Below are 18,483 nucleotides of genomic sequence, written 5' to 3' on the forward strand. Positions count from 1 at the left end.
GGCTCAGGTGGGCCTGCCGGTTTCGACCGCGAGCTCGGCCTGTCCGTCCCAGGCCTCGCCGGCGGCCACGAGGCAGGCCATTCCGTTGGGCATGGTGACCAGGATGGTCCAGGTGCCGCTCTCCGGGCTCGCGAAGATCTCGATCACGCCCTGGTCGCGCTGCAGGCCCATGCTCTGCCGGGTTTCGCCGTACTTCTCCGCCAAGCGCTGGATGATGGCGGTGCGGTTTCCGCAGGCCCGCTCGCCGGCCGATGCCGCCGGGCCGAGCGCGACCTGGGCCGCGAGGAGGACGCCGAGGGCGCCGAGAACATGTCCGATGCGCATTTTGCTTCACCTTTCCGGCAGCCGTGCAGGGCCGGGCCGCGGCTTTGCCGCGCGCCAGCAGGCGTGCCACTGAACTCCACAGATCCGGTCCGTCCGGCGCGACCTGCCCCGCTTGCCGGGGTCGATGCCTCCCCGCAGCCGGGCGGGAACGTGAGTCCAGTTGGCGGCAAACAAAAGAACATCGGGTAAACGCCGGGGCAGCGCGCGCTGCACCGCACCCCGACGCAACGCGAAACATTGTTCCACCCCGAGGTTCCGCGAGGAAATTATCGGTCGACACGATTCCTTCGCCTGTGCAATATGCGGCGCTGCACCACGCAGAACCGAGGGACAAGCCATGACCGCCGACCAGACCCGCCCGCGTCGTTCCGTGCTCTACATGCCGGGCTCCAGGGCCCGGGCGCTGGAGAAGGCCCGCAGCCTCGCCGCCGATTCCCTGATCCTCGACCTCGAGGACGCGGTGACGCCGGAGGAGAAGCCCGCCGCGCGCGACCTGGTCTGCGCCGCGGTGCGAGAGGGCGGCTACGGCGGCCGCGAGCTGGTGATCCGCATCAACGGGCTCGACACCGAGTGGGGCGCGGCCGATCTCGAGGCCGCCTGCGCCGCCGGGCCCGACGCCATCCTGCTGCCCAAGGTCTCCCGCCCGGAGGACATCACCGGGCTCGAGGCGAAGATGGCCGCCGCGCCCGCGCACACCCGCATCTGGGCGATGATGGAGACGCCGCTGGGCATGCTCAACGCCGCCGCCATCGCCGCCGCCTCGCCCCGGCTGGCCTGTTTCGTGATGGGCACCAACGACCTGGTGAAGGACCTGCAGGCCCGCCACACGCCCGACCGCCTGCCGGTGATGACCTCGCTCGGCCTCTGCCTGCTGGCGGCGCGGGCGCATGGGCTCGCGATCATCGACGGGGTCTACAACGCCTTCCGCGACGAGGAGGGCCTGCGCGCCTCCTGCCTGCAGGGGCTGGAGATGGGCTTCGACGGCAAGACGCTGATCCACCCCGCCCAGCTGCCCATTGCCAACGAGGTCTTCGCCCCCACGGCGGAGGACCTCGCCCAGGCCGAGGCCTATGTGAGCGCCTTCGAGGCCGCGATGGCCGAGGGCGCGGGGGTGGCCGTGGTCGACGGGCGCATCGTGGAGAACCTGCACGTGGAGAACGCCCGCCGCCTGCTCGCCCAGGCTGCGGCCATCCGGGAGCTTGAAGCGGGCGCGGCCTGAGGCCTAGGGTGCGGCAGGGAAACACGAAGGACGTACCCAGATGACACTGCTGATCATCGGCCTCATCCTGTGGTGGGGCGCGCATCTCCTCAAACGGCTGGCACCGGGGCTCAGGGCCTCGATGGGGGACAAGACGGGCAAGGGCGTGGTCGCGGTGGCGCTGCTCCTTTCGCTGGTGCTGATGGTGCTGGGCTATCGTGGCGCGGATTTCGTGAACGTCTGGTTTCCGCCGATGTGGGCCTGGCATCTCAACAACCTGCTGATGCTCATCGCCATCGCGCTGCTCGGCATGGGACATTCGAAGGGCCGGGCGCGGAGCTGGTTCCGCCACCCGATGCTGATGGCCGTGGCCACCTGGGGCGTGGCCCACCTTCTGGTCAACGGCGATCTGGCCTCCGTCGTGCTCTTCGGCGGGCTCGCGGCCTGGGCGGTGGCGGAGATGCTGGTCATCAACGCCACCTCGCCTGCCTGGGTGCGGCCCGAGCCGGGCCCCGCCAAGGGCGACATGCGCCTCGCCCTCATCACCATCATCGCCTTCGTGCTGATCGTCGCCGTCCACTGGGGCGTGTTCGGCGTGAAGCCCTTTCCGGGATAACATCATGATCGCCTACCGTTTTCTCACCGAGGACGACACCTCCGCCTTCTGCCACAAGGTCACGGAGGCGCTCTCGAAGGGCTGGGTGCTGCACGGCGCGCCGAGCTATGCCTATGACGCCGGCCGCGGCGTGATGCGCTGCGGGCAGGCTGTCACCAAGGAGGTCGACGGGGAGTACTCCCCGGAGGTGAAACTCGGCCGGCTCTGATCCGGCCGGCAGGGGGAGGACCACGGGTTTGGCGACACGAGACAAGACCAGCGCCGGGCATTTCTTCGAGGATTACCGGGTGGGCCAGCACCTCGCCCATGCCGTGCCGCGCACGGTGGGGGCGGGGGAGCGCGCGCTCTACACCGCGCTCTACCCCGGCCGCTTCGCGCTCTACTCGTCGGACGAGTTCGCCCGGGCCTGCGGCCTGCCCGCCAGCCCGCTGGAGGATCTCGCCGCCTTCCACGTGGTGTTCGGCAAGTCGGTGCCCGATGTCTCGCTGAACGCGGTGGCGAACCTCGGCTATGCCGAGGGCCGCTTCCTCGCCCCGGTCTGGCCGGGCGACACGCTCACCACCGCCTCCGAGGTGATCGGGCTGAAGCAGAATTCCAACGGCCGCTCCGGCGTGGTCTGGGTGCGCTCCACCGGCACAAACCAGCACGGCGCGCCGGTGATGAGCTACGTGCGCTGGGTGATGGTGCGAAAGCGTGACCCGGAGGCGCCGGCCCCCGAGACCGTGGTGCCCGAGCTTGCAGGCGCGGTGGCGGCGGAGGATCTCGTGCTGCCCCCGGGGCTCGACTTCACCGGCTACGATTTCGCCCTCGCCGGCGCGCCGCATGCCTGGGAGGATTACGAGATCGGCGAGCGCATCGACCATGTCGACGGCGTGACGGTGGAGGAAGCCGAGCACATGATGGCCACGCGCCTGTGGCAGAACACCGCCAGGGTGCATTTCGACGCCACCTTCCGCGAGGACGGCCGCCGGCTGATCTATGGCGGTCACGTGATATCCCTCGCCCGCGCGCTGAGCTACAACGGGCTCGGCAATGCCCAGATCATCGCCGCGATCAACGCCGGCAGCCACGCGAACCCCTGCTTTGCCGGCACCACGGTGCGGGCCTGGTCGGAGGTGCTCGACAAGGCCGAAACCCCGGCGCCCGGCGTGGGCGCGCTGCGGCTGCGGCTGGTCGCCACCAGCGGCGAGAGCGCCGGATTTCCCCTGCGCGGGGCCGACGGGCGCTACCTGCCGGAGGTGCTGCTCGACCTCGATATCTGGGCGCTGATGCCGCGGCGCGGTTGAGTCGGGGTTTGTGATCACAATCCCGGCGCGCAATTTCTTGCTGTGATCACGCTTGATATTTGCGTGATCACAAATCGGACACAAAAAGCGAAAATCCCGGGGATCGGCGATTTTCCCTTTGTAAGCGCCCCGCCGAATGGCCTAGCTTGCGGCGCATCATCCGGGCTTCGGGTCGTTCCGGCCCGCGGTCACACCGGGCCGGCCGCCGGCCCGCCCTCCTCGCGGGGCGGTGCCGGAACAGGCCGTTAAGGTTTCGGTGCAAGGAACAGGAACAAGACCCGCGCGCTGAAAGCAGCGTGCCCAAGCGGACAAGCCAGGGGAAGCACATGGCCGATGTCAACCGGGGGAACCGCCCCCTCTCGCCCTTCATGATCGGGCAGGTCTATCGCCCGCAGATCACGTCCGTCCTCTCCATCATCCACCGCATCACCGGCGTCGCCATGGCGGCATCCGGCGCGCTGATCGTCTGGTGGTTCATCGCCGCCGCGACGGGAGAGGATTACTTCGAGTTCGCCGACGGGCTGCTCACCTCCTGGATCGGCACGCTGGTCATGCTCGCCTCGCTCTGGGCGCTCTGGTATCACTTCTGCAACGGCCTGCGCCACCTGTGGTGGGACCTCGGCCGCGGCTTCGAGCTCGACCAGGTGACCCGCTCGGGCATGGTGACCCTGGTCGCCTCGGCGGTGCTCACCGTCTTCACCGTCATCGTGGTCATGTAAGGGAGCCCGCGCCATGCAGTTTCGTACCGACCGGCAGCGTGCCACCGGCCTCGGCGCCGCCAAGGAAGGCGTCGGCCACTGGTGGAACCAGCGTGTCACCGCCGTCGCCCTCGCGGTGCTCGTGCTCCTGTTCATCTGGCCGCTGGGCTCCGCCCTGGGCGAGGATTACGACGAGGTTCTGGAAACCTATCGCAATCCGTTCAACGCCATCGTCGCCATCCTCATGTTCGCCACCGCCTTCTACCACCTGAAGCTCGGCCTCCAGGTGGTGATCGAGGACTATGTGCACGGCAAGGCCATGCGCACCGCCCTGCTGCTGGCCAACACCCTGCTCTGCGCCTTCTTCGGCATCGCCGGCGTCTTCGCCGTCGTGAAGATCGCCCTCGGCGCCTGATCGGAGAACACCATGTCTTCCTACGAGTATATCGACCACACCTATGACGTCGTCGTCGTCGGTGCCGGCGGCGCCGGCCTGCGCGCGACCCTCGGCATGGCCGAACAGGGGCTGAAGACCGCCTGCATCACCAAGGTGTTCCCCACCCGCTCCCACACCGTGGCCGCCCAGGGCGGCATTGCCGCCTCGCTGGGCAACATGGGCCCGGACAGCTGGCAGTGGCACATGTACGACACCGTGAAGGGCTCCGACTGGCTGGGCGACACCGACGCGATGGAATACCTCGCGCGTGAGGCGCCGGCCGCGGTCTACGAGCTCGAGCATTACGGCGTGCCCTTCTCGCGCCGCGAGGACGGCAAGATCTACCAGCGCCCCTTTGGCGGCCACACCACCGAGTTCGGCGAGGGCCCCCCGGTGCAGCGCACCTGTGCCGCCGCCGACCGCACCGGCCACGCCATCCTGCACACGCTCTACGGCCAGTCGCTCAAGAACAACGCGATGTTCTACATCGAGTATTTCGCGATCGACCTGATCATGACCGAGGATGGCCGCTGCCAGGGCGTCGTGGCCTGGAAGCTCGATGACGGCACCATCCACCGCTTCAACGCGAAGATGGTGGTGCTCGCCACCGGCGGCTACGGCCGCGCCTTCTTCTCCGCCACCTCCGCCCACACCTGCACCGGTGACGGCGGCGGCATGGTCGCCCGCCAGGGCCTGCCCCTGCAGGACATGGAGTTCGTGCAGTTCCACCCCACCGGCATCTACGGCTCCGGCTGCCTGATCACCGAGGGTGCGCGCGGCGAGGGCGGCTACCTCACCAACTCCGAGGGCGAGCGCTTCATGGAGCGCTACGCCCCCACCTACAAGGATCTCGCCAGCCGTGACGTGGTCTCGCGCTGCATGACCATCGAGATCCGCGAGGGGCGCGGCGTGGGCCCGAACAAGGACCACATCTTCCTGCACCTCGACCACCTGCCGCCCGAGGCGCTGGCCGAGCGCCTGCCCGGCATCACCGAGAGCGCGCGCATCTTCGCCGGTGTCGACCTCACGAAGGAGCCGATCCCGGTGCTGCCCACCGTGCACTACAACATGGGCGGCATCCCCACCAACTACTGGGGCGAGGTGCTCGTGCCGACGGCCGAGAACCCCGACGCCATCCTGCCCGGCCTGATGGCCGTGGGCGAGGCCGGCTGCGCCTCGGTGCACGGGGCAAACCGCCTCGGCTCCAACTCGCTGATCGACCTCGTGGTCTTCGGCCGCGCCGCCGCCATCAAGGCCGGCGAGGTGGTGGATGCGAAAACCCGCAACGAGCCGCTCAACATGGCCTCGGTCGACAAGGCCATGGCCCGGTTCGACGGTCTGCGCAACGCGAACGGCTCCATCTCCACCGCCGACCTGCGGCTGAAGATGCAGAAGACCATGCAGGAGGACGCCGCGGTGTTCCGCTCCTCCGAGAGCCTCAAGTCCGGCTGCGTGCGCATGGGCGAGATCGCCAACGAGTTCGCCGACGTGAAGGTGACCGACCGGTCGCTGATCTGGAACTCGGACCTGATGGAGACCCTCGAGCTCGCCAACCTGCTGCCCAACGCGCTCGCCACCGTGGTCGGCGCCGAGGCCCGCAAGGAAAGCCGGGGCGCCCATGCCCACGAGGACTTCCCGAACCGCGACGACACCGAGTGGCGCAAGCACACCCTGGCCGTGATCGGCGAGGACAACAGCGTGACGCTGGACTATCGCCCCGTGCATCTCGACCCGCTGACGGTGGAGAGCGAGGGCGGCATCGAGCTCAAGAAGATCGCGCCCAAGGCCCGCGTGTACTGATGACTGCCCTTCGGCCCAGCCTGACCGGACCCGCTGCCGCGCTCTGCGCGGCGGCGGTGCTCGCGTCCTGCTCTCTCGAGACGCCTCAGGCGCGGGTCGACACGCGTGACATCGTCCTGGCCGCGGCTCAGGGCCGCTTCGGCCCGGTCACCTCGAACTTCACCCAGCTCGTGCCCTCGGACCCCGAGATCGAGGTGCTGATCTTCGCGCCCGCCCCCGGCCGGCCGGACTGGACCTTCGTGACCAGCGGCATGAGCAGCCTGCCCATGGCCGACGGCAGCCGCGCCGAGCTGGTGATTTCCGTGCCGGCCGGGCGCTATTCCGGCCCGGGCGCCGGGGCCGCCGCTCCGGACGAGCTGGAGCCCGTCGGCCTGCTCTGGCGCCTCGCGGACCTGCCGCGCGAGACCGGCGAGAGCCTGGCCCCCCCCATGGCGCTGGAGCCGGACCCCGGCCAGCCCCTGATGGACACCCTCTCCATGAGCGCCGTCATCCTGCGCCCGCTCGAGGGCCCGGCCCCGGGTGCGGAAGCGGATGCCGGCCCGATCGCCTTCTACCGGGTGATCCCGATCCACGACAGCGAGCTGGCCCTGGCCGAGCGTGCAGGCGGCTACACCCTGCTGCGCCGGCTCGACGAGGCCGGCGTGCCGCCCGTCGTGCAGCCGGGCCGCCCCGCGGTGACGCAATGACCGACCAGGCAGACCTCCCCGACCTCGCCCCGCAGCGCTCCGACCACGAGCGCGAGCGCAAGCTCAAGCTCCGCGCCTTCCGCGGCCTGCGCTGTTACATCGACATGGTCGATGGCGGCCGCGGCTACCATTGCCCGGTCTGCGGCTACGAGGGCCGCTTCTCGCCCGTGCGCCAGAAGCCCGACCTCTGGTGCCCGGCCTGCGACAGCCGCCCCCGCCACCGGCTGCTGAAACTGTGGATGAACCGCGAGCTGCAGCTGCCCGCCAGCGCCCGCGTGCTGCATTTCGCCGCCGAGCCCTGGATCGGCGACTGGTTCGCCCCGCGCGTGGCCGAATACGTCACCGCCGACATCAACGACAAGTTCGACCTGCAGCTCGACATGACCGCGATCGACCTGCCCGACGCCCGCTACGACGTGATCATCGCCAACCACGTGCTCGAGCACCTGGACGACCGCAAGGCACTGGCCGAGCTGTACCGCGTGCTGGCGCCCGGCGGCATGGTCATCCTCTCCGTGCCGCTCGTCGATGGCTGGGACGAGACATACGAAGACCCTTCGATCACCGATCCCGAGGACCGGCTGATCCATTTCACCGACCGCACCCACCTGCGCCTCTACGGCCGGGACTTCCCGGACAGGGTGGCCGCAGCGGGGTTCACGGTGCGCGCCTTCACGGCGCATGAACCGGATGTGAGCAGACACGCCCTCCAGAGGGGCGAGAAAATCTTTGTCGGGCGCAAGCCCGCGTGAAGGAGACGGACCATGGCTGAATTCTCGCTGCCGAAAAATTCGCGGGTGCTCGTGGGCAAGACATGGCCGAAGCCGGCCGATGCCAAGAACGTGCGCGCCTTCAAGATCTACCGCTGGAACCCGGACACCGGCGAGAACCCGCGGATCGACACCTACTACCTCGACATGGACGCCTGCGGGCCGATGGTTCTCGACGCGCTGATCAAGATCAAGAACGAGATCGATCCGACGCTGACCTTCCGCCGCTCCTGCCGCGAGGGCATCTGCGGCTCCTGCGCGATGAACATCGACGGCATCAACACGCTGGCCTGCATCTACGGGCTCGACGAAGTGAAGGGCGACGTGAAGATCTACCCGCTGCCGCACATGCCGGTGGTCAAGGACCTCATCCCCGACCTCACGCATTTCTACGCCCAGCACGCCTCGATCATGCCCTGGCTCGAGACCAAGACCAACCGCCCGGCCCAGGAATGGCGCCAGTCCATCGAGGATCGCAAGAAGCTCGACGGCCTGTACGAGTGCGTGATGTGCGCCTCCTGCTCCACCTCCTGCCCGAGCTACTGGTGGAACGGCGACCGCTACCTCGGCCCCGCCGCGCTGCTGCACGCCTACCGCTGGATCATCGACAGCCGTGACGAGGCCACCGGCGAGCGCCTGGACGATCTCGAGGATCCGTTCAAGCTCTACCGCTGCCACACGATCATGAACTGCGCGAAGACCTGCCCCAAGGGCCTCAACCCGGCCAAGGCGATCGCGGAGATCAAGAAGCTCATGGTCGAGCGGCGCGCCTGAGGCAGGGAATGGCGGAGCAGCCTCTCGTCTTCGTCCACGTCCCCAAGACGGCCGGAACCAGCCTGCGTGACGGTCTGGCGGAAGCGCTTCCGCCGGACGCCATGCTGTGCGACTACGGCCCCGAGAGCGCCCTCACCCACCCCGGGCTGCGCGCCAAGCCCGGCGGCGAGGCGCTGCGCGCGCTGGTGGAGGAGCTGCAGCCCCGGGTGATCTCCGGCCATTTCACCCTGGTGCGCTATGCCTGCGCGGTGCCGGTGACGCGGATGTTCACCATGCTGCGCCACCCGGAGGAGCACGCGGTCTCGCAATATCTCCACCGCCAGCGCATGGGCAGTTTCAAGGGCAGTTTCGAGGAGTTCCTTGAGCTGGAGGAATATGCCAACACCCAGGCCCGGCTGTTCGGCGACTTTCCCATCGACCTCCTCGGCTTCATCGGCCTCGCCGAGCGCTTCGAGGAATCCTGCCGGCTCTTCGAGCATCGCTACGGCATCGCGCCGCGCCGGCTGCGCCGCAACGAGGCGAAGCTTAAGCCCAGCGCCCGCCCGCAGCTCGACGCCCGCACCCGCGGCCTCATCGCCCGCACCCGCAAGCTCGACCTGCAGCTCTACAAGCGCTCGACCTGGATCTTCGAGGCCCGGCTCGCCGCCATGGCCGCCGGCAAGCCCGACGTGGTGGCCCGCATGCGCGTGCACTCCGGCACCGAGGTCGACGGCTTCGCCCTCAACCACGAGAGCGACGAGCCCGCCCAGGTGCGCGTCGTGATGGGCAAGCGCTTCCGCTCGCCGCTCTTCGCCGCCGAGAGGCCGCTGGAGCGCTGGCCGGCCTTCACCCTGCCGCGCGAGGGCCGCATCGGCTTTTCCTGCACCCTGCCCGAGCCCCCCGCCCCCGGCGAGGTGGTGCGCCTCGAATACGCCGACGGGCGCCCCATCGGCCGCTACCAGGCCCCCGCCGCCGCCCCCGCGGGCTGAGCGCTCGGGCCGCCGGCCCGGCGAGCGTCCCACGGATGCCGGGCCACGCCGCGTCCGGCGCAATCACGCTTCGGGCCGGCCCCTCGCGGGCGCAGCTGCGGGGAGACGGGCCGGGGTCCGGCGCCGGCGGGCCAACGCCCGTCGCGGTGCGGCCCCCGGTTTCTGGGAAACGGCGTCCGGCGCCCCCTCAGTCCGCCGCCTCGATCCATTCCTCGGACTGCATCTCGGCGAGGCGCGAGGCGGTGCGCTCGAACTCGAAGGCGCCCTCGCCCTCGTTGTAGAGCGCCTCGGGCTCGGCCGCGGCGGAGGCCACGATGCGGCGGCGGCCCTCGTAGAGCGCGTCGATCAGCGTGACGAAGCGCTTCGCCTCGTTGTTGTTGGCCCGCGACAGGGCAGGGATGTCGTCGATCATCAGCGTGCGCACCTTCGCGGTGATGGCGAGGTAATCCGCCGGGCCCAGCGGCTTTGCGCAGAGGTCGCGGAAGCTTGCGCGCGCTGTGCCGTTACGAAAGCGCGGCAGCACCACGTCGCGGCCCGACACCTCGATGTGCAGCGGCTCGCCCGCGCCGCCGGCCAGCATCTCCCATTGCGCGTCCATCTCGGCGGTGGCCTCCTCCCCCAGCGGCGTGTGCCACACGGTCATGCCCGCGAGGCGCGACTGGCGGTAGTCGTTCTCGCTCTCAAGGTGGTGCACCTCCAGCTTGTCCTTGATCAGCGCGATGAAGGGCACGAAGAGCTGGCGGTTGAGCCCGTTCTTGTAGAGGTCGTCCGGGTGGCGGTTGGAGGTGATCACGATCACCACGCCGCGCTCGAACAGCTTCTCGAACAGCCGCCCCACGATCATCGCGTCGGTGATGTCGGTGATCTGCAGCTCGTCGAAGCACAAGAGCGTGGCGCCGTCGGCCACCTTCTCGGCCACGTGGCCCACCGGGTCGCGCTCGCCGCGGGCGCGGGAGGCGTTGATGCCGGCGTGGATCTCCTGCATGAAGGCGTGGAAATGCACCCGGCGCTTGCGCTCCACCGGCGCGCTCTCGAAGAACAGGTCCATCAGCATGGACTTGCCCCGCCCCACGCCGCCGTAGAGGTAGAGCCCCGGCACGTTGGTTTCCTTCAGCTTGTCCCGCCCCCAGCCGAACAGGCCGATGCCCACCTTGCGCGGCTTCACCGGGTCGTAGCCGGCCAGCCGGTCATGCAGGATCTGCAGCTTCTCGGCCGCATGCCGCTGGGCGGCATCGCTGCGGATCTTTCCCTGCGCCACGAGGGCTCGGTAGCGGGTCTGGGGGCCTTCGGTCATGCGAAACTCCGTCTGCGGGCACAACCTCTTACCAACCTTCCGGGGGGAGAGAAAGCGGCCCACCATCAGGGATGCTGATGAGAGCCGTCACAGGATCTGCTTTGACCCGCCCGCGCGCCGGCGGCACAGTGCTTCACCCTGCCCCGGAGACCGTCCATGACCCCCAGCCGCGCCTCGCTCTTTACCCCCGTGCTCATCGGCGGCACGCTCATCGTGCTGGTGACCTTCGGCATCCGCGCCAGCTTCGGCGTGTTCCAGATCCCGATCGCCACCGAGTTCGGCTGGCCGCGGGCGGATTTCTCCCTCGCCATCGCCATCCAGAACCTCGCCTGGGGCATCGGCAGCCCGATCTTCGGCGCCATGGCCGAGCGGGTGGGAGACCGCAAGGCGATCCTGCTGGGTGCTGCGGTCTACATCCTCGGGCTGCTGGCCTCGACCATGGCCTCCAGCCCGCTCGCCCACCAGGGGCTGGAATTTCTCGTCGGCATGGGCATCGCCGGCACCGGGCTGGGGGTGATCCTCGCCGTGGTGGGCCGCGCGGCCTCCGACGAGCACCGCTCCATGTCGCTCGCCATCGTCACCGCGGCAGGCTCGGCCGGGCAGATCTTCGGCCCGCCCTCCGCCCAGGCGCTGCTGGGGCTGATGGACTGGCGCGGGGTGTTCGTGGTCTTCGCCCTCGGGGTGGCTGCGGTGATGCTGGCGCTGCCGATGATGAAGCTGCCCGAGCGGGCCGACCGCGCGGAACTGGCCGAGAGCATGGGCACCATCCTGCGCCGCTCCTTCCGTGACCCGTCCTACACGCTGATCTTCCTCGGCTTCTTCTCCTGCGGGTTCCAGCTCGCCTTCATCACCGCGCATTTCCCCGCCTTCGTGACCGAGATGTGCGGCCCCGTGGCCGCCGGCGGGCTGCTCGACGGCATCGGCGTCTCGTCCACCTCGGCGCTGGGGGCCTTCTCCATCGCCGTGATCGGGGCGTTCAACGTGGTGGGCACGCTGCTGGCCGGCTGGCTGGGGCGCTTCTACCCGCGCAAGTACCTGCTGGCGATCATCTACACCCTGCGCACGCTGGTGGCGGTGGCCTTCATCCTGCTGCCGATGACGCCCTTCACCGTGCTCGCCTTCTCCGCCGGCATGGGGCTGCTGTGGCTCGCCACGGTGCCGCTCACCTCCGGGCTGGTCGCGCATCTCTACGGGCTGCGCTACATGGCGACGCTCTACGGGGTGATCTTCCTCTCCCACCAGATCGGCGGGTTCCTCGGCGTCTGGCTGGGCGGCACGCTCTATGACCGCTACGGCAGCTACGATGTCGTGTGGTGGGTGGGCATCGGCGTGGGCGCCTTCTCAGCCATCGTCCACCTGCCGGTGCGCGAGAAGCCCCTCCTCGCCCCCGCCGCTGCCTGAGGCCTCACCGGCGCCCAGGTGCCGGTCGCCGCGCGCGGCGGCCAGGCGCACCTGGCGCTGGCGCTCGGCGAAGCGGGCGCGGTCGGCCTTCGAGTATTCGCCGATGCACTGCGGGCAGGACACCCCGTCCACGTAATGCTCCGAGGCGCGGTCGGCGGCCGAGAGCGGCCGGCGGCAGGCGTGGCACAGCGTGTGGCTGCCCTCCGCCAGCCCGTGGCCGACCGAGACGCGCCCGTCGAACACGAAGCATTCGCCCTGCCAGCGGCTGTCGGCCTCCGGCACGGTTTCGAGGTATTTCAGGATGCCGCCCTTGAGGTGGAACACCTCCGGCACCCCCTGGCCCAGCAGCCAGCTCGACGCCTTCTCGCAGCGGATGCCGCCGGTGCAGAACATCGCCACCCGGCGGTTGCCGATCCGCTCGCGGTTCGCCTCCCACCAGGCGGGAAAGTCGCGGAAGCTCTTCGTGCCGGGGTCGAGCGCGCCCTCGAAGCTGCCGATGGCCACCTCGTAGCCGTTGCGGGTGTCGATGGTCACCACATCCTCGGCGGCGATGAGGGCGTTCCACTCCTCCGGCGCGACATAGGTGCCCACGCGCTCCGTGGGGTCGGCCTCGGCGCCGAGGGTGACGATCTCGCGTTTCAGCCGCACCTTCATGCGCCCGAAGGGCCGCTCGGCGGCGTGGCTCTCCTTCACCTCGATGCCCGCGCAGCCCGGCAGGGCGCGGATATGGGCGAGCATCGTGTCGATGCCCTCGCGCGTGCCTGCGATGGTGCCGTTGATGCCCTCGCGCGCCAGCAGCAGCGTGCCGCAGGTGCCGGTGTGCGCGGCGCAGGCCTCCAGCCCGGGGCGCAGGGCCTCGGGCCGCTCGAAGCGGGTGAACTGGTAGAGGGCGGCGACGACATATCCGGTCATGGCGCTCCCCTAGCGCGGGCGGGCCGGAAAATCCATGCCCCACTGCGCCCGCGGGGCCCTGTGCTTGACCTCGGGGGCGGTTTCGGCTACCTGCTGCTCAATTCCGGGAGTCGTATGCGCTTCCGGTCCCGGGCGCGGCCCGGGATCGCCGTCGGTCAGCGCGTCGCGCCCACCGGCGCGCTATTGCTTTGTGCGCCAGCACAAAGCGGAAAGACTGCGCCCACCGGCGCGCTATTGCGCCAGAGGCGCATACTTAAAGGCTCGCCAAAGGCGCGGGCAACGCTGCCGGCCAAGGGCGCCACCCAACGCGCCCCCCGGCGCACCGAGATCTTCGCGGCCCTGCCGCGCCCGACACACCGCCCCGCGAGGGGCACGCGGAACCCAAACGGCAAGGAGCCGCCCATGTTCGAGAATCTGTCGAGCCGGCTTTCCGGCGTCCTCGACAAGCTCACCAAGCAGGGTGCGCTGAGCGAGGCCGACGTCTCCACCGCCCTGCGCGAGGTCCGCGTGGCGCTGCTCGAGGCCGATGTCTCGCTGCCCGTGGCGCGCAGCTTCGTGAAGGCGGTGCAGGAGAAGGCCACCGGCCAGGCGGTGACCAAGTCGGTCACGCCGGGCCAGCAGGTGGTCAAGATCGTCCATGACGAGCTCGTGCACGTGCTTGCCGGCGACAACCCCGAGCCGGGCCGCCTGCGCATCGACAGCCCGCCGGCGCCGATCATGATGGTCGGCCTCCAGGGCTCGGGCAAGACCACCACCACGGCAAAGCTCGCCAAGCGCCTCACCGAGCGCGAGGGCAAGCGGGTGCTGATGGCCTCGCTCGACACCTCGCGCCCCGCCGCGATGGAGCAGCTCGCCGTGCTCGGCCGCCAGGTCGGGGTCGACACCCTGCCCATCGTCGCCGGTCAGGACCCCGTGGCGATCGCGAAGCGCGCCAAGAGCCAGGCCGCCCTCGGCGGCTACGACGTCTACCTGCTCGACACCGCCGGCCGCCTGCACGTGAACGACGCGCTGATGGCCGAGGTCGAGGCGGTGCGCGACATCGCGAAACCGCACGAGACCATCCTCGTGGTCGACGGCCTCACCGGCCAGGACGCGGTGAACGTGGCCGAGCAGTTCGACGGCCGCATCGGCATCTCCGGCGTGGTGCTCACCCGGATGGACGGCGACGGCCGCGGCGGCGCGGCGCTCTCGATGCGCGCGGTCACCGGCAAGCCGATCAAGTTCGTCGGCCTCGGCGAGAAGATGGACGCGCTGGAGGAATTCCACCCCGAGCGCGTCGCCGGCCGCATCCTCGGCATGGGCGACATCGTCTCCCTCGTCGAGAAGGCCCGCGAGACCATCGAGGCCGAAGAGGCCGAGCGCATGATGAAGCGGTTCCAGAAGGGCCGTTTCGACATGAACGACCTTCAGGGCCAGCTCAACCAGATGCTCAAGCTCGGCGGCATGCAGGGCATCATGGGCATGATGCCGGGCATGGGCAAGCTCTCCAAGCAGATGGAGGATTCGGGCTTCGACGACCGGATCATCAAGCGCCAGATCGCCATCATCAACTCGATGACCAAGAAGGAGCGCAAGCTGCCCGACCTGATGCAGGCCAGCCGCAAGAAGCGCGTGGCCGCCGGCGCGGGCGTCGAGGTCTCCGAGGTCAACAAGCTGCTGAAGATGCACCGCCAGATGGCGGACATGATGAAGAAGATGGGCAAGATGGGGAAGAAGGGCATGATGCGCGGCGCCCTCTCCCAGATGTTCGGCAAGGGCGGGCTCGACCCCGCGGCGCTGGCCGGCCCGCAGGGCGGCCAGGCCCCCGGCGCCGGTGCCGGCGCGCCCGGCGGCCTGCCCCCGGGCTTCCCCGGCATGGGCGGCGGCGGCGGGCTGCAGCTGCCCCCCGGCCTCTCGGGCTTCGGCAAGAAGAAATGAGCGAGATGACCGCCCTCCCCTCCATCCCGGTGCTCGAGACCGAACGCCTGCGCCTGCGTGCGCCGCGGCTGTCGGATTTCGAGGCCTTCGCGGCCTTCGGTGTCTCCGAGCGCGCGCAGGGCGTGGGCGGTCCGATCTCTGAATTCGAGAGCTTCTCCAAGCTCGGTTCGATCATCGGCCACTGGGCACTGCGCGGCTTCGGCCGCTGGATGGTGGCCGACCGCGAGACCGACGCGCCCCTCGGCGTCGTCGGCCCCTATTTCCCCCATGGCTGGCCCGAGCCCGAGCTGGCCTGGACCGTCTTCGCCGAAGCCGAGGGCAAGGGCATCGCCCATGAGGCCGTGCTCGCCGCCCGCGCCTTCGCCTATGACACCCTGGGCTGGACCACCGCCGTGAGCATGATCGTGGCTCAGAACACCCGCTCGCAGGCCCTGGCCCGCCGGCTCGGCGCCACGCCCGACGGCACGTTCCGCCACCCCGAGTTCGGCGATTTCACCATCTGGCGGCACCCCGGCCCGCAGGAGGCCTCCCGATGACCGATACCATGACCGGACAGACCAATGCCGAGCGCGCGGCCGCCCTCCTGGCCCGCCACCGCGCCAGCATCGACAATCTCGATGCCATCCTCATCCACACCCTTGCCGAGCGTTTCAAGGAAACGCAGGCGGTGGGGCAACTGAAGGCGGAATATGACCTGCCGCCCTCGGACAAGACCCGCGAGGAGGCGCAGATCGCGCGTCTGCGCGCCAAGGCGGTGGAAGCCGGGCTCGACCCGGTCTTCGCCGAGAAGTTCCTCAATTTCGTGATCGCGGAGGTCATCCGCCACCACGAGCAGTTCCAGAAATAGGGGCAGGCCGCCCCTCCCCCCTCTACCAAGGAGAACAGACATGGCCATGAAGATCCGGCTCGCCCGCGGCGGCTCCAAGAAGCGCCCGCATTACTCGATCGTTGCCGCCGACAGCCGCATGCCGCGCGACGGCCGCTTCCTCGAGAAGCTCGGCACCTACAACCCGCTCCTGCCCAAGGACAGCGAGGACCGCGTGAAGCTCAACATGGAGCGCGCGCAGTACTGGATCTCCCAGGGCGCCCAGCCGACCGACCGCGTGAGCCGCTTCCTCGAGGCTGCCGGCGCCGTCGCGAAGAAGGAGCGCGCCAACCTGAAGAAGGGCGAGCCCCACAAGGCCGCCCAGCAGCGCGCCAAGGAGAAGGCCGAGAAGGCCGCCGCCGCCGCTGCCCCGGCCGAAGACGCCGCCGCCGAGTGATCGGCCCGCGCGCAAGAGCGCGCGAGTTTTCGACCCGCGCGCAACAGCGCGCGCGTATTCGGCCCGCGCGGGGGAGGCGGTGGGGGGCAATGCGCCCCGGCCGGCCTGCCCGCGCCACGCTGCCCCGGCCCCCGCGCCGGGGCCTCGCCGCCCGCCTCCCCGCGGGCGGTCCGCACCCTTGAGGGGAGAACGGTCTCATGCCGGGACCTGATCGCGACAGCATGATCTGCGTCGGCGCCATCGCCGGCGCCTTCGGCGTGCGCGGCGAGGTGCGGGTGAAGAGCTTCTGCTCCGAGCCCGAGGACATCGCCGCCTACGCCCCGCTCTCCACCGAGGACGGCGCCCACAGCTGGACGCTGAAGATCTCCCGCGCGGTGAAGGGCGGGCTCGCCTGCTGGCTCGGCGGGGTGAAAACCCGCGAGCAGGCCGAGGCCCTGCGCGGCGTGCGCCTCTTCGCCCCGCGCGACCGCCTTCCGGCCCTGCCGGACGACGAATTCTACCACGCCGACCTGATCGGCCTCGACGTGCTCGACACCGGCGGCGCCCGCCTCGGCCGGCTGCACGCCATCCACGACCATGGCGCCGGCGACATCCTCGAGATCACCGGCCCCGGCATGCGCACGCCGCTGCTCATCCCCTTCACCCGCGAGGCCGTGCCCACGGTCGACCTCACCGCCCGCCGGGTGATCGTCGACCCGCCGGTCGAAGTGCTCGGCGAGGGCCGCGGCGGCGACGACGACGAGGCCGAAGAGTGACCCCCCCGGCCGGAGACGATGCCGACACCGGCCCCGGTGACGACGCGCCGGCGCGCAGCCACGGAAGGCTCGCCATCCGCCCCTCCGTCGCCCCGCGCGAACTGATTACCCCCGCGCCGGAGGTGCAGGGCGTGTGGCGGGCGAAGGTGCTCACCCTCTACCCCGGCATGTTCCCCGGCGTGCTCGGCCAGTCGCTCACCGGCAAGGCGCTCGACCACGGGCTCTGGGCGCTCGAGCCGATCGACATCCGCATGTTCGCGCGGGATCGCCACCGCACGGTGGACGACACGCCGGCCGGCGGCGGCCCCGGCATGGTGATGCGGCCCGACGTGGTCTCCCGCGCCATCGACTTCGCCCAGCCGAAGGTGGAGCGCGCGCGCTGGCCGCTCGTCTACCTCTCGCCGCGCGGAAAGCGCTTCGACCAGGCCATGGCCCGGCGCTTCGCGGCCGCCGACGGCATCACCCTGCTCTGCGGCCGGTTCGAGGGCGTGGACGAGCGCGTGCTCGAGGCGCGGGGGGTGGAAGAGGTGTCGCTGGGCGATTTCGTGCTCACCGGCGGCGAACTTGCCGCTCAGGTCTTGATAGATGCCACGGTTCGGCTTATACCCCGCGTCCTCGGGAATGCCGAGTCGGTGGTGGAGGAATCCTTCTCCTCCGGGCTCCTGGAACACCCGCACTACACGAGGCCGCAGGACTGGGAAGGCCGCGCGATACCGGAGGTTCTCCTCTCCGGACATCACGCGAAGATCGCCGAATGGCGGAAGGCCCAGTCCGAACGCCTGACAAAGGAAAGACGTCCCGACCTCTGGCGGGCCCATCTGGCGGAAGCCGGCTCTGGGAGCCCGACAGGAGAGGCAGAGCTCTCGGACGCGGCAACCAACTCCGCTGAATACAGCGGGCATCAGAAAGGATGAGGGTCATGAACCTTCTTCAGCAGCTCGAGAAAGAGCAGATCGCCGCGCTCGGGAAAGAGATCCCCGATTTCTCCGCCGGCGACACCATCCGTGTCGGCTACAAGGTCGTCGAGGGCACCCGCTCCCGCGTGCAGAACTACGAGGGCGTCTGCATCGCGCGCAAGGGCGGCTCGGGCATCGGCGCGGCCTTCACGGTCCGCAAGATCTCCTTCGGCGAAGGTGTCGAGCGCGTTTTCCCGCTCCACTCGCCCAACATCGATTCCATCACCGTGGTGCGCCGCGGCCGCGTCCGTCGCGCCAAGCTGTACTACCTGCGTTCGCGCCGCGGCAAGTCGGCCCGTATCGTCGAGAAGACCAACTACAAGCCGCTCTCCGAGACCGGCGCCGCCGCCGAATAAGGCTGCCGCGCGCGGTAAGGACTATCGAGCCAGTCCGGAAAGGGCGGCCCCGCGGGGCCGCCCTTTCTCATTTG

22 protein-coding genes are annotated in these 18,483 nt (G+C 69.9%); 19 read left to right on the forward strand and 3 right to left on the reverse strand.

Translation table 11 applies throughout. The features are described 5' to 3' along the window. Window positions 1-3: 3 nt before the first annotated feature. Entirely contained in the window at window positions 4-324 is a 321-nt protein-coding gene (locus D3P35_RS04820) for a hypothetical protein (protein WP_118133321.1), read from the reverse strand. A gap of 337 nt (window positions 325-661) precedes the next feature. Between D3P35_RS04820 and D3P35_RS04825 the strand changes: the two genes are divergently transcribed. From D3P35_RS04825 to D3P35_RS04875, 11 genes are all read left to right on the forward strand, one after another. Then, window positions 662-1,543 carry a CoA ester lyase gene (locus D3P35_RS04825; RefSeq protein ID WP_118133322.1) on the forward strand — a complete coding sequence of 294 codons (882 nt, stop codon included), beginning with the start codon at window positions 662-664 and terminating at the stop codon, window positions 1,541-1,543. Between the two features lie 40 nt (window positions 1,544-1,583). After that, on the forward strand, window positions 1,584-2,138 hold the full coding sequence (locus D3P35_RS04830) for an NnrU family protein (protein ID WP_118133323.1): 555 nt from the start codon (window positions 1,584-1,586) through the stop codon (window positions 2,136-2,138). Between the two features lie 4 nt (window positions 2,139-2,142). Continuing rightward, complete coding sequence (locus D3P35_RS04835; RefSeq protein ID WP_118133324.1) at window positions 2,143-2,346, forward strand: DUF1737 domain-containing protein; 204 nt, start codon at window positions 2,143-2,145, stop codon at window positions 2,344-2,346. A gap of 28 nt (window positions 2,347-2,374) precedes the next feature. Further along, entirely contained in the window at window positions 2,375-3,424 is a 1,050-nt protein-coding gene (locus D3P35_RS04840) for a MaoC family dehydratase (RefSeq protein ID WP_118133325.1), read from the forward strand. Between the two features lie 326 nt (window positions 3,425-3,750). After that, window positions 3,751-4,143, forward strand: coding sequence for a succinate dehydrogenase, cytochrome b556 subunit (sdhC, locus tag D3P35_RS04845; RefSeq protein ID WP_118133326.1), 393 nt, complete (start codon window positions 3,751-3,753; stop codon window positions 4,141-4,143). A gap of 13 nt (window positions 4,144-4,156) precedes the next feature. Next, window positions 4,157-4,537: a succinate dehydrogenase, hydrophobic membrane anchor protein gene (sdhD, locus tag D3P35_RS04850; RefSeq protein WP_118133327.1), complete on the forward strand. Its 381-nt coding sequence runs from the start codon at window positions 4,157-4,159 to the stop codon at window positions 4,535-4,537. 12 nt (window positions 4,538-4,549) lie between these two features. Further along, window positions 4,550-6,358 (forward strand): succinate dehydrogenase flavoprotein subunit, encoded by a 1,809-nt coding sequence (gene sdhA / locus D3P35_RS04855; protein ID WP_118133328.1) that lies wholly within the window; start codon window positions 4,550-4,552, stop codon window positions 6,356-6,358. After that, window positions 6,358-7,044, forward strand: a complete 687-nt coding sequence (locus D3P35_RS04860; protein ID WP_118133329.1) for a suppressor of fused domain protein — start codon at window positions 6,358-6,360, stop codon at window positions 7,042-7,044. The genes sdhA and D3P35_RS04860 overlap by 1 nt, the downstream gene beginning before the upstream one ends. Beyond that, window positions 7,041-7,796, forward strand: a complete 756-nt coding sequence (locus tag D3P35_RS04865; RefSeq protein WP_118133330.1) for a class I SAM-dependent methyltransferase — start codon at window positions 7,041-7,043, stop codon at window positions 7,794-7,796. The genes D3P35_RS04860 and D3P35_RS04865 overlap by 4 nt, the downstream gene beginning before the upstream one ends. 12 nt (window positions 7,797-7,808) lie before the next feature. Further along, on the forward strand, window positions 7,809-8,588 hold the full coding sequence (locus D3P35_RS04870; RefSeq protein WP_118133331.1) for a succinate dehydrogenase iron-sulfur subunit: 780 nt from the start codon (window positions 7,809-7,811) through the stop codon (window positions 8,586-8,588). Between the two features lie 8 nt (window positions 8,589-8,596). Then, window positions 8,597-9,556 carry a hypothetical protein gene (locus D3P35_RS04875; RefSeq protein WP_118133332.1) on the forward strand — a complete coding sequence of 320 codons (960 nt, stop codon included), beginning with the start codon at window positions 8,597-8,599 and terminating at the stop codon, window positions 9,554-9,556. Between the two features lie 187 nt (window positions 9,557-9,743). Here the strand turns inward: D3P35_RS04875 and zapE are convergent, their stop codons facing one another. Continuing rightward, complete coding sequence (gene zapE / locus D3P35_RS04880; RefSeq protein WP_118133333.1) at window positions 9,744-10,850, reverse strand: cell division protein ZapE; 1,107 nt, start codon at window positions 10,848-10,850, stop codon at window positions 9,744-9,746. Between the two features lie 156 nt (window positions 10,851-11,006). On the opposite strand from zapE, the gene D3P35_RS04885 reads away from it, so the two are divergent. After that, entirely contained in the window at window positions 11,007-12,251 is a 1,245-nt protein-coding gene (locus D3P35_RS04885; RefSeq protein ID WP_118133334.1) for an MFS transporter, read from the forward strand. Here the strand turns inward: D3P35_RS04885 and D3P35_RS04890 are convergent. After that, window positions 12,192-13,163, reverse strand: a complete 972-nt coding sequence (locus D3P35_RS04890) for a rhodanese-related sulfurtransferase (RefSeq protein WP_118133335.1) — start codon at window positions 13,161-13,163, stop codon at window positions 12,192-12,194. The genes D3P35_RS04885 and D3P35_RS04890 overlap by 60 nt on opposite strands. 402 nt (window positions 13,164-13,565) lie before the next feature. Here D3P35_RS04890 and ffh point away from each other — a divergent pair, with 402 nt between their 5' ends. The 7 genes from ffh (at window position 13,566) to rplS (ending at window position 18,409) form a co-directional block, all read left to right on the forward strand. Then, entirely contained in the window at window positions 13,566-15,080 is a 1,515-nt protein-coding gene (gene ffh / locus D3P35_RS04895) for a signal recognition particle protein (RefSeq protein WP_118133336.1), read from the forward strand. Between the two features lie 5 nt (window positions 15,081-15,085). Next, window positions 15,086-15,616, forward strand: a complete 531-nt coding sequence (locus D3P35_RS04900) for a GNAT family N-acetyltransferase (RefSeq protein WP_118133337.1) — start codon at window positions 15,086-15,088, stop codon at window positions 15,614-15,616. Then, window positions 15,613-15,927 (forward strand): chorismate mutase, encoded by a 315-nt coding sequence (locus D3P35_RS04905; RefSeq protein WP_118133338.1) that lies wholly within the window; start codon window positions 15,613-15,615, stop codon window positions 15,925-15,927. Before D3P35_RS04900 ends, D3P35_RS04905 begins: the two co-directional genes overlap by 4 nt. Window positions 15,928-15,967: 40 nt before the next feature. Then, a complete protein-coding gene (rpsP, locus tag D3P35_RS04910; RefSeq protein ID WP_118133339.1) occupies window positions 15,968-16,342 on the forward strand; it encodes a 30S ribosomal protein S16 in 375 nt (124 codons plus the stop codon). A 197-nt stretch (window positions 16,343-16,539) separates the two neighbouring features. Further along, window positions 16,540-17,097, forward strand: coding sequence for a ribosome maturation factor RimM (rimM, locus tag D3P35_RS04915; protein WP_232830385.1), 558 nt, complete (start codon window positions 16,540-16,542; stop codon window positions 17,095-17,097). Beyond that, entirely contained in the window at window positions 17,094-18,011 is a 918-nt protein-coding gene (trmD, locus tag D3P35_RS04920; protein ID WP_118133341.1) for a tRNA (guanosine(37)-N1)-methyltransferase TrmD, read from the forward strand. The genes rimM and trmD overlap by 4 nt, the downstream gene beginning before the upstream one ends. Window positions 18,012-18,016: 5 nt before the next feature. Further along, complete coding sequence (rplS, locus tag D3P35_RS04925; protein WP_118133342.1) at window positions 18,017-18,409, forward strand: 50S ribosomal protein L19; 393 nt, start codon at window positions 18,017-18,019, stop codon at window positions 18,407-18,409. Window positions 18,410-18,483: the final 74 nt, after the last annotated feature.

It is taken from the genome of Oceanicella sp. SM1341 (genome assembly GCF_003448965.1).
Taxonomy (GTDB): Bacteria; Pseudomonadota; Alphaproteobacteria; order Rhodobacterales; family Rhodobacteraceae; genus Paroceanicella.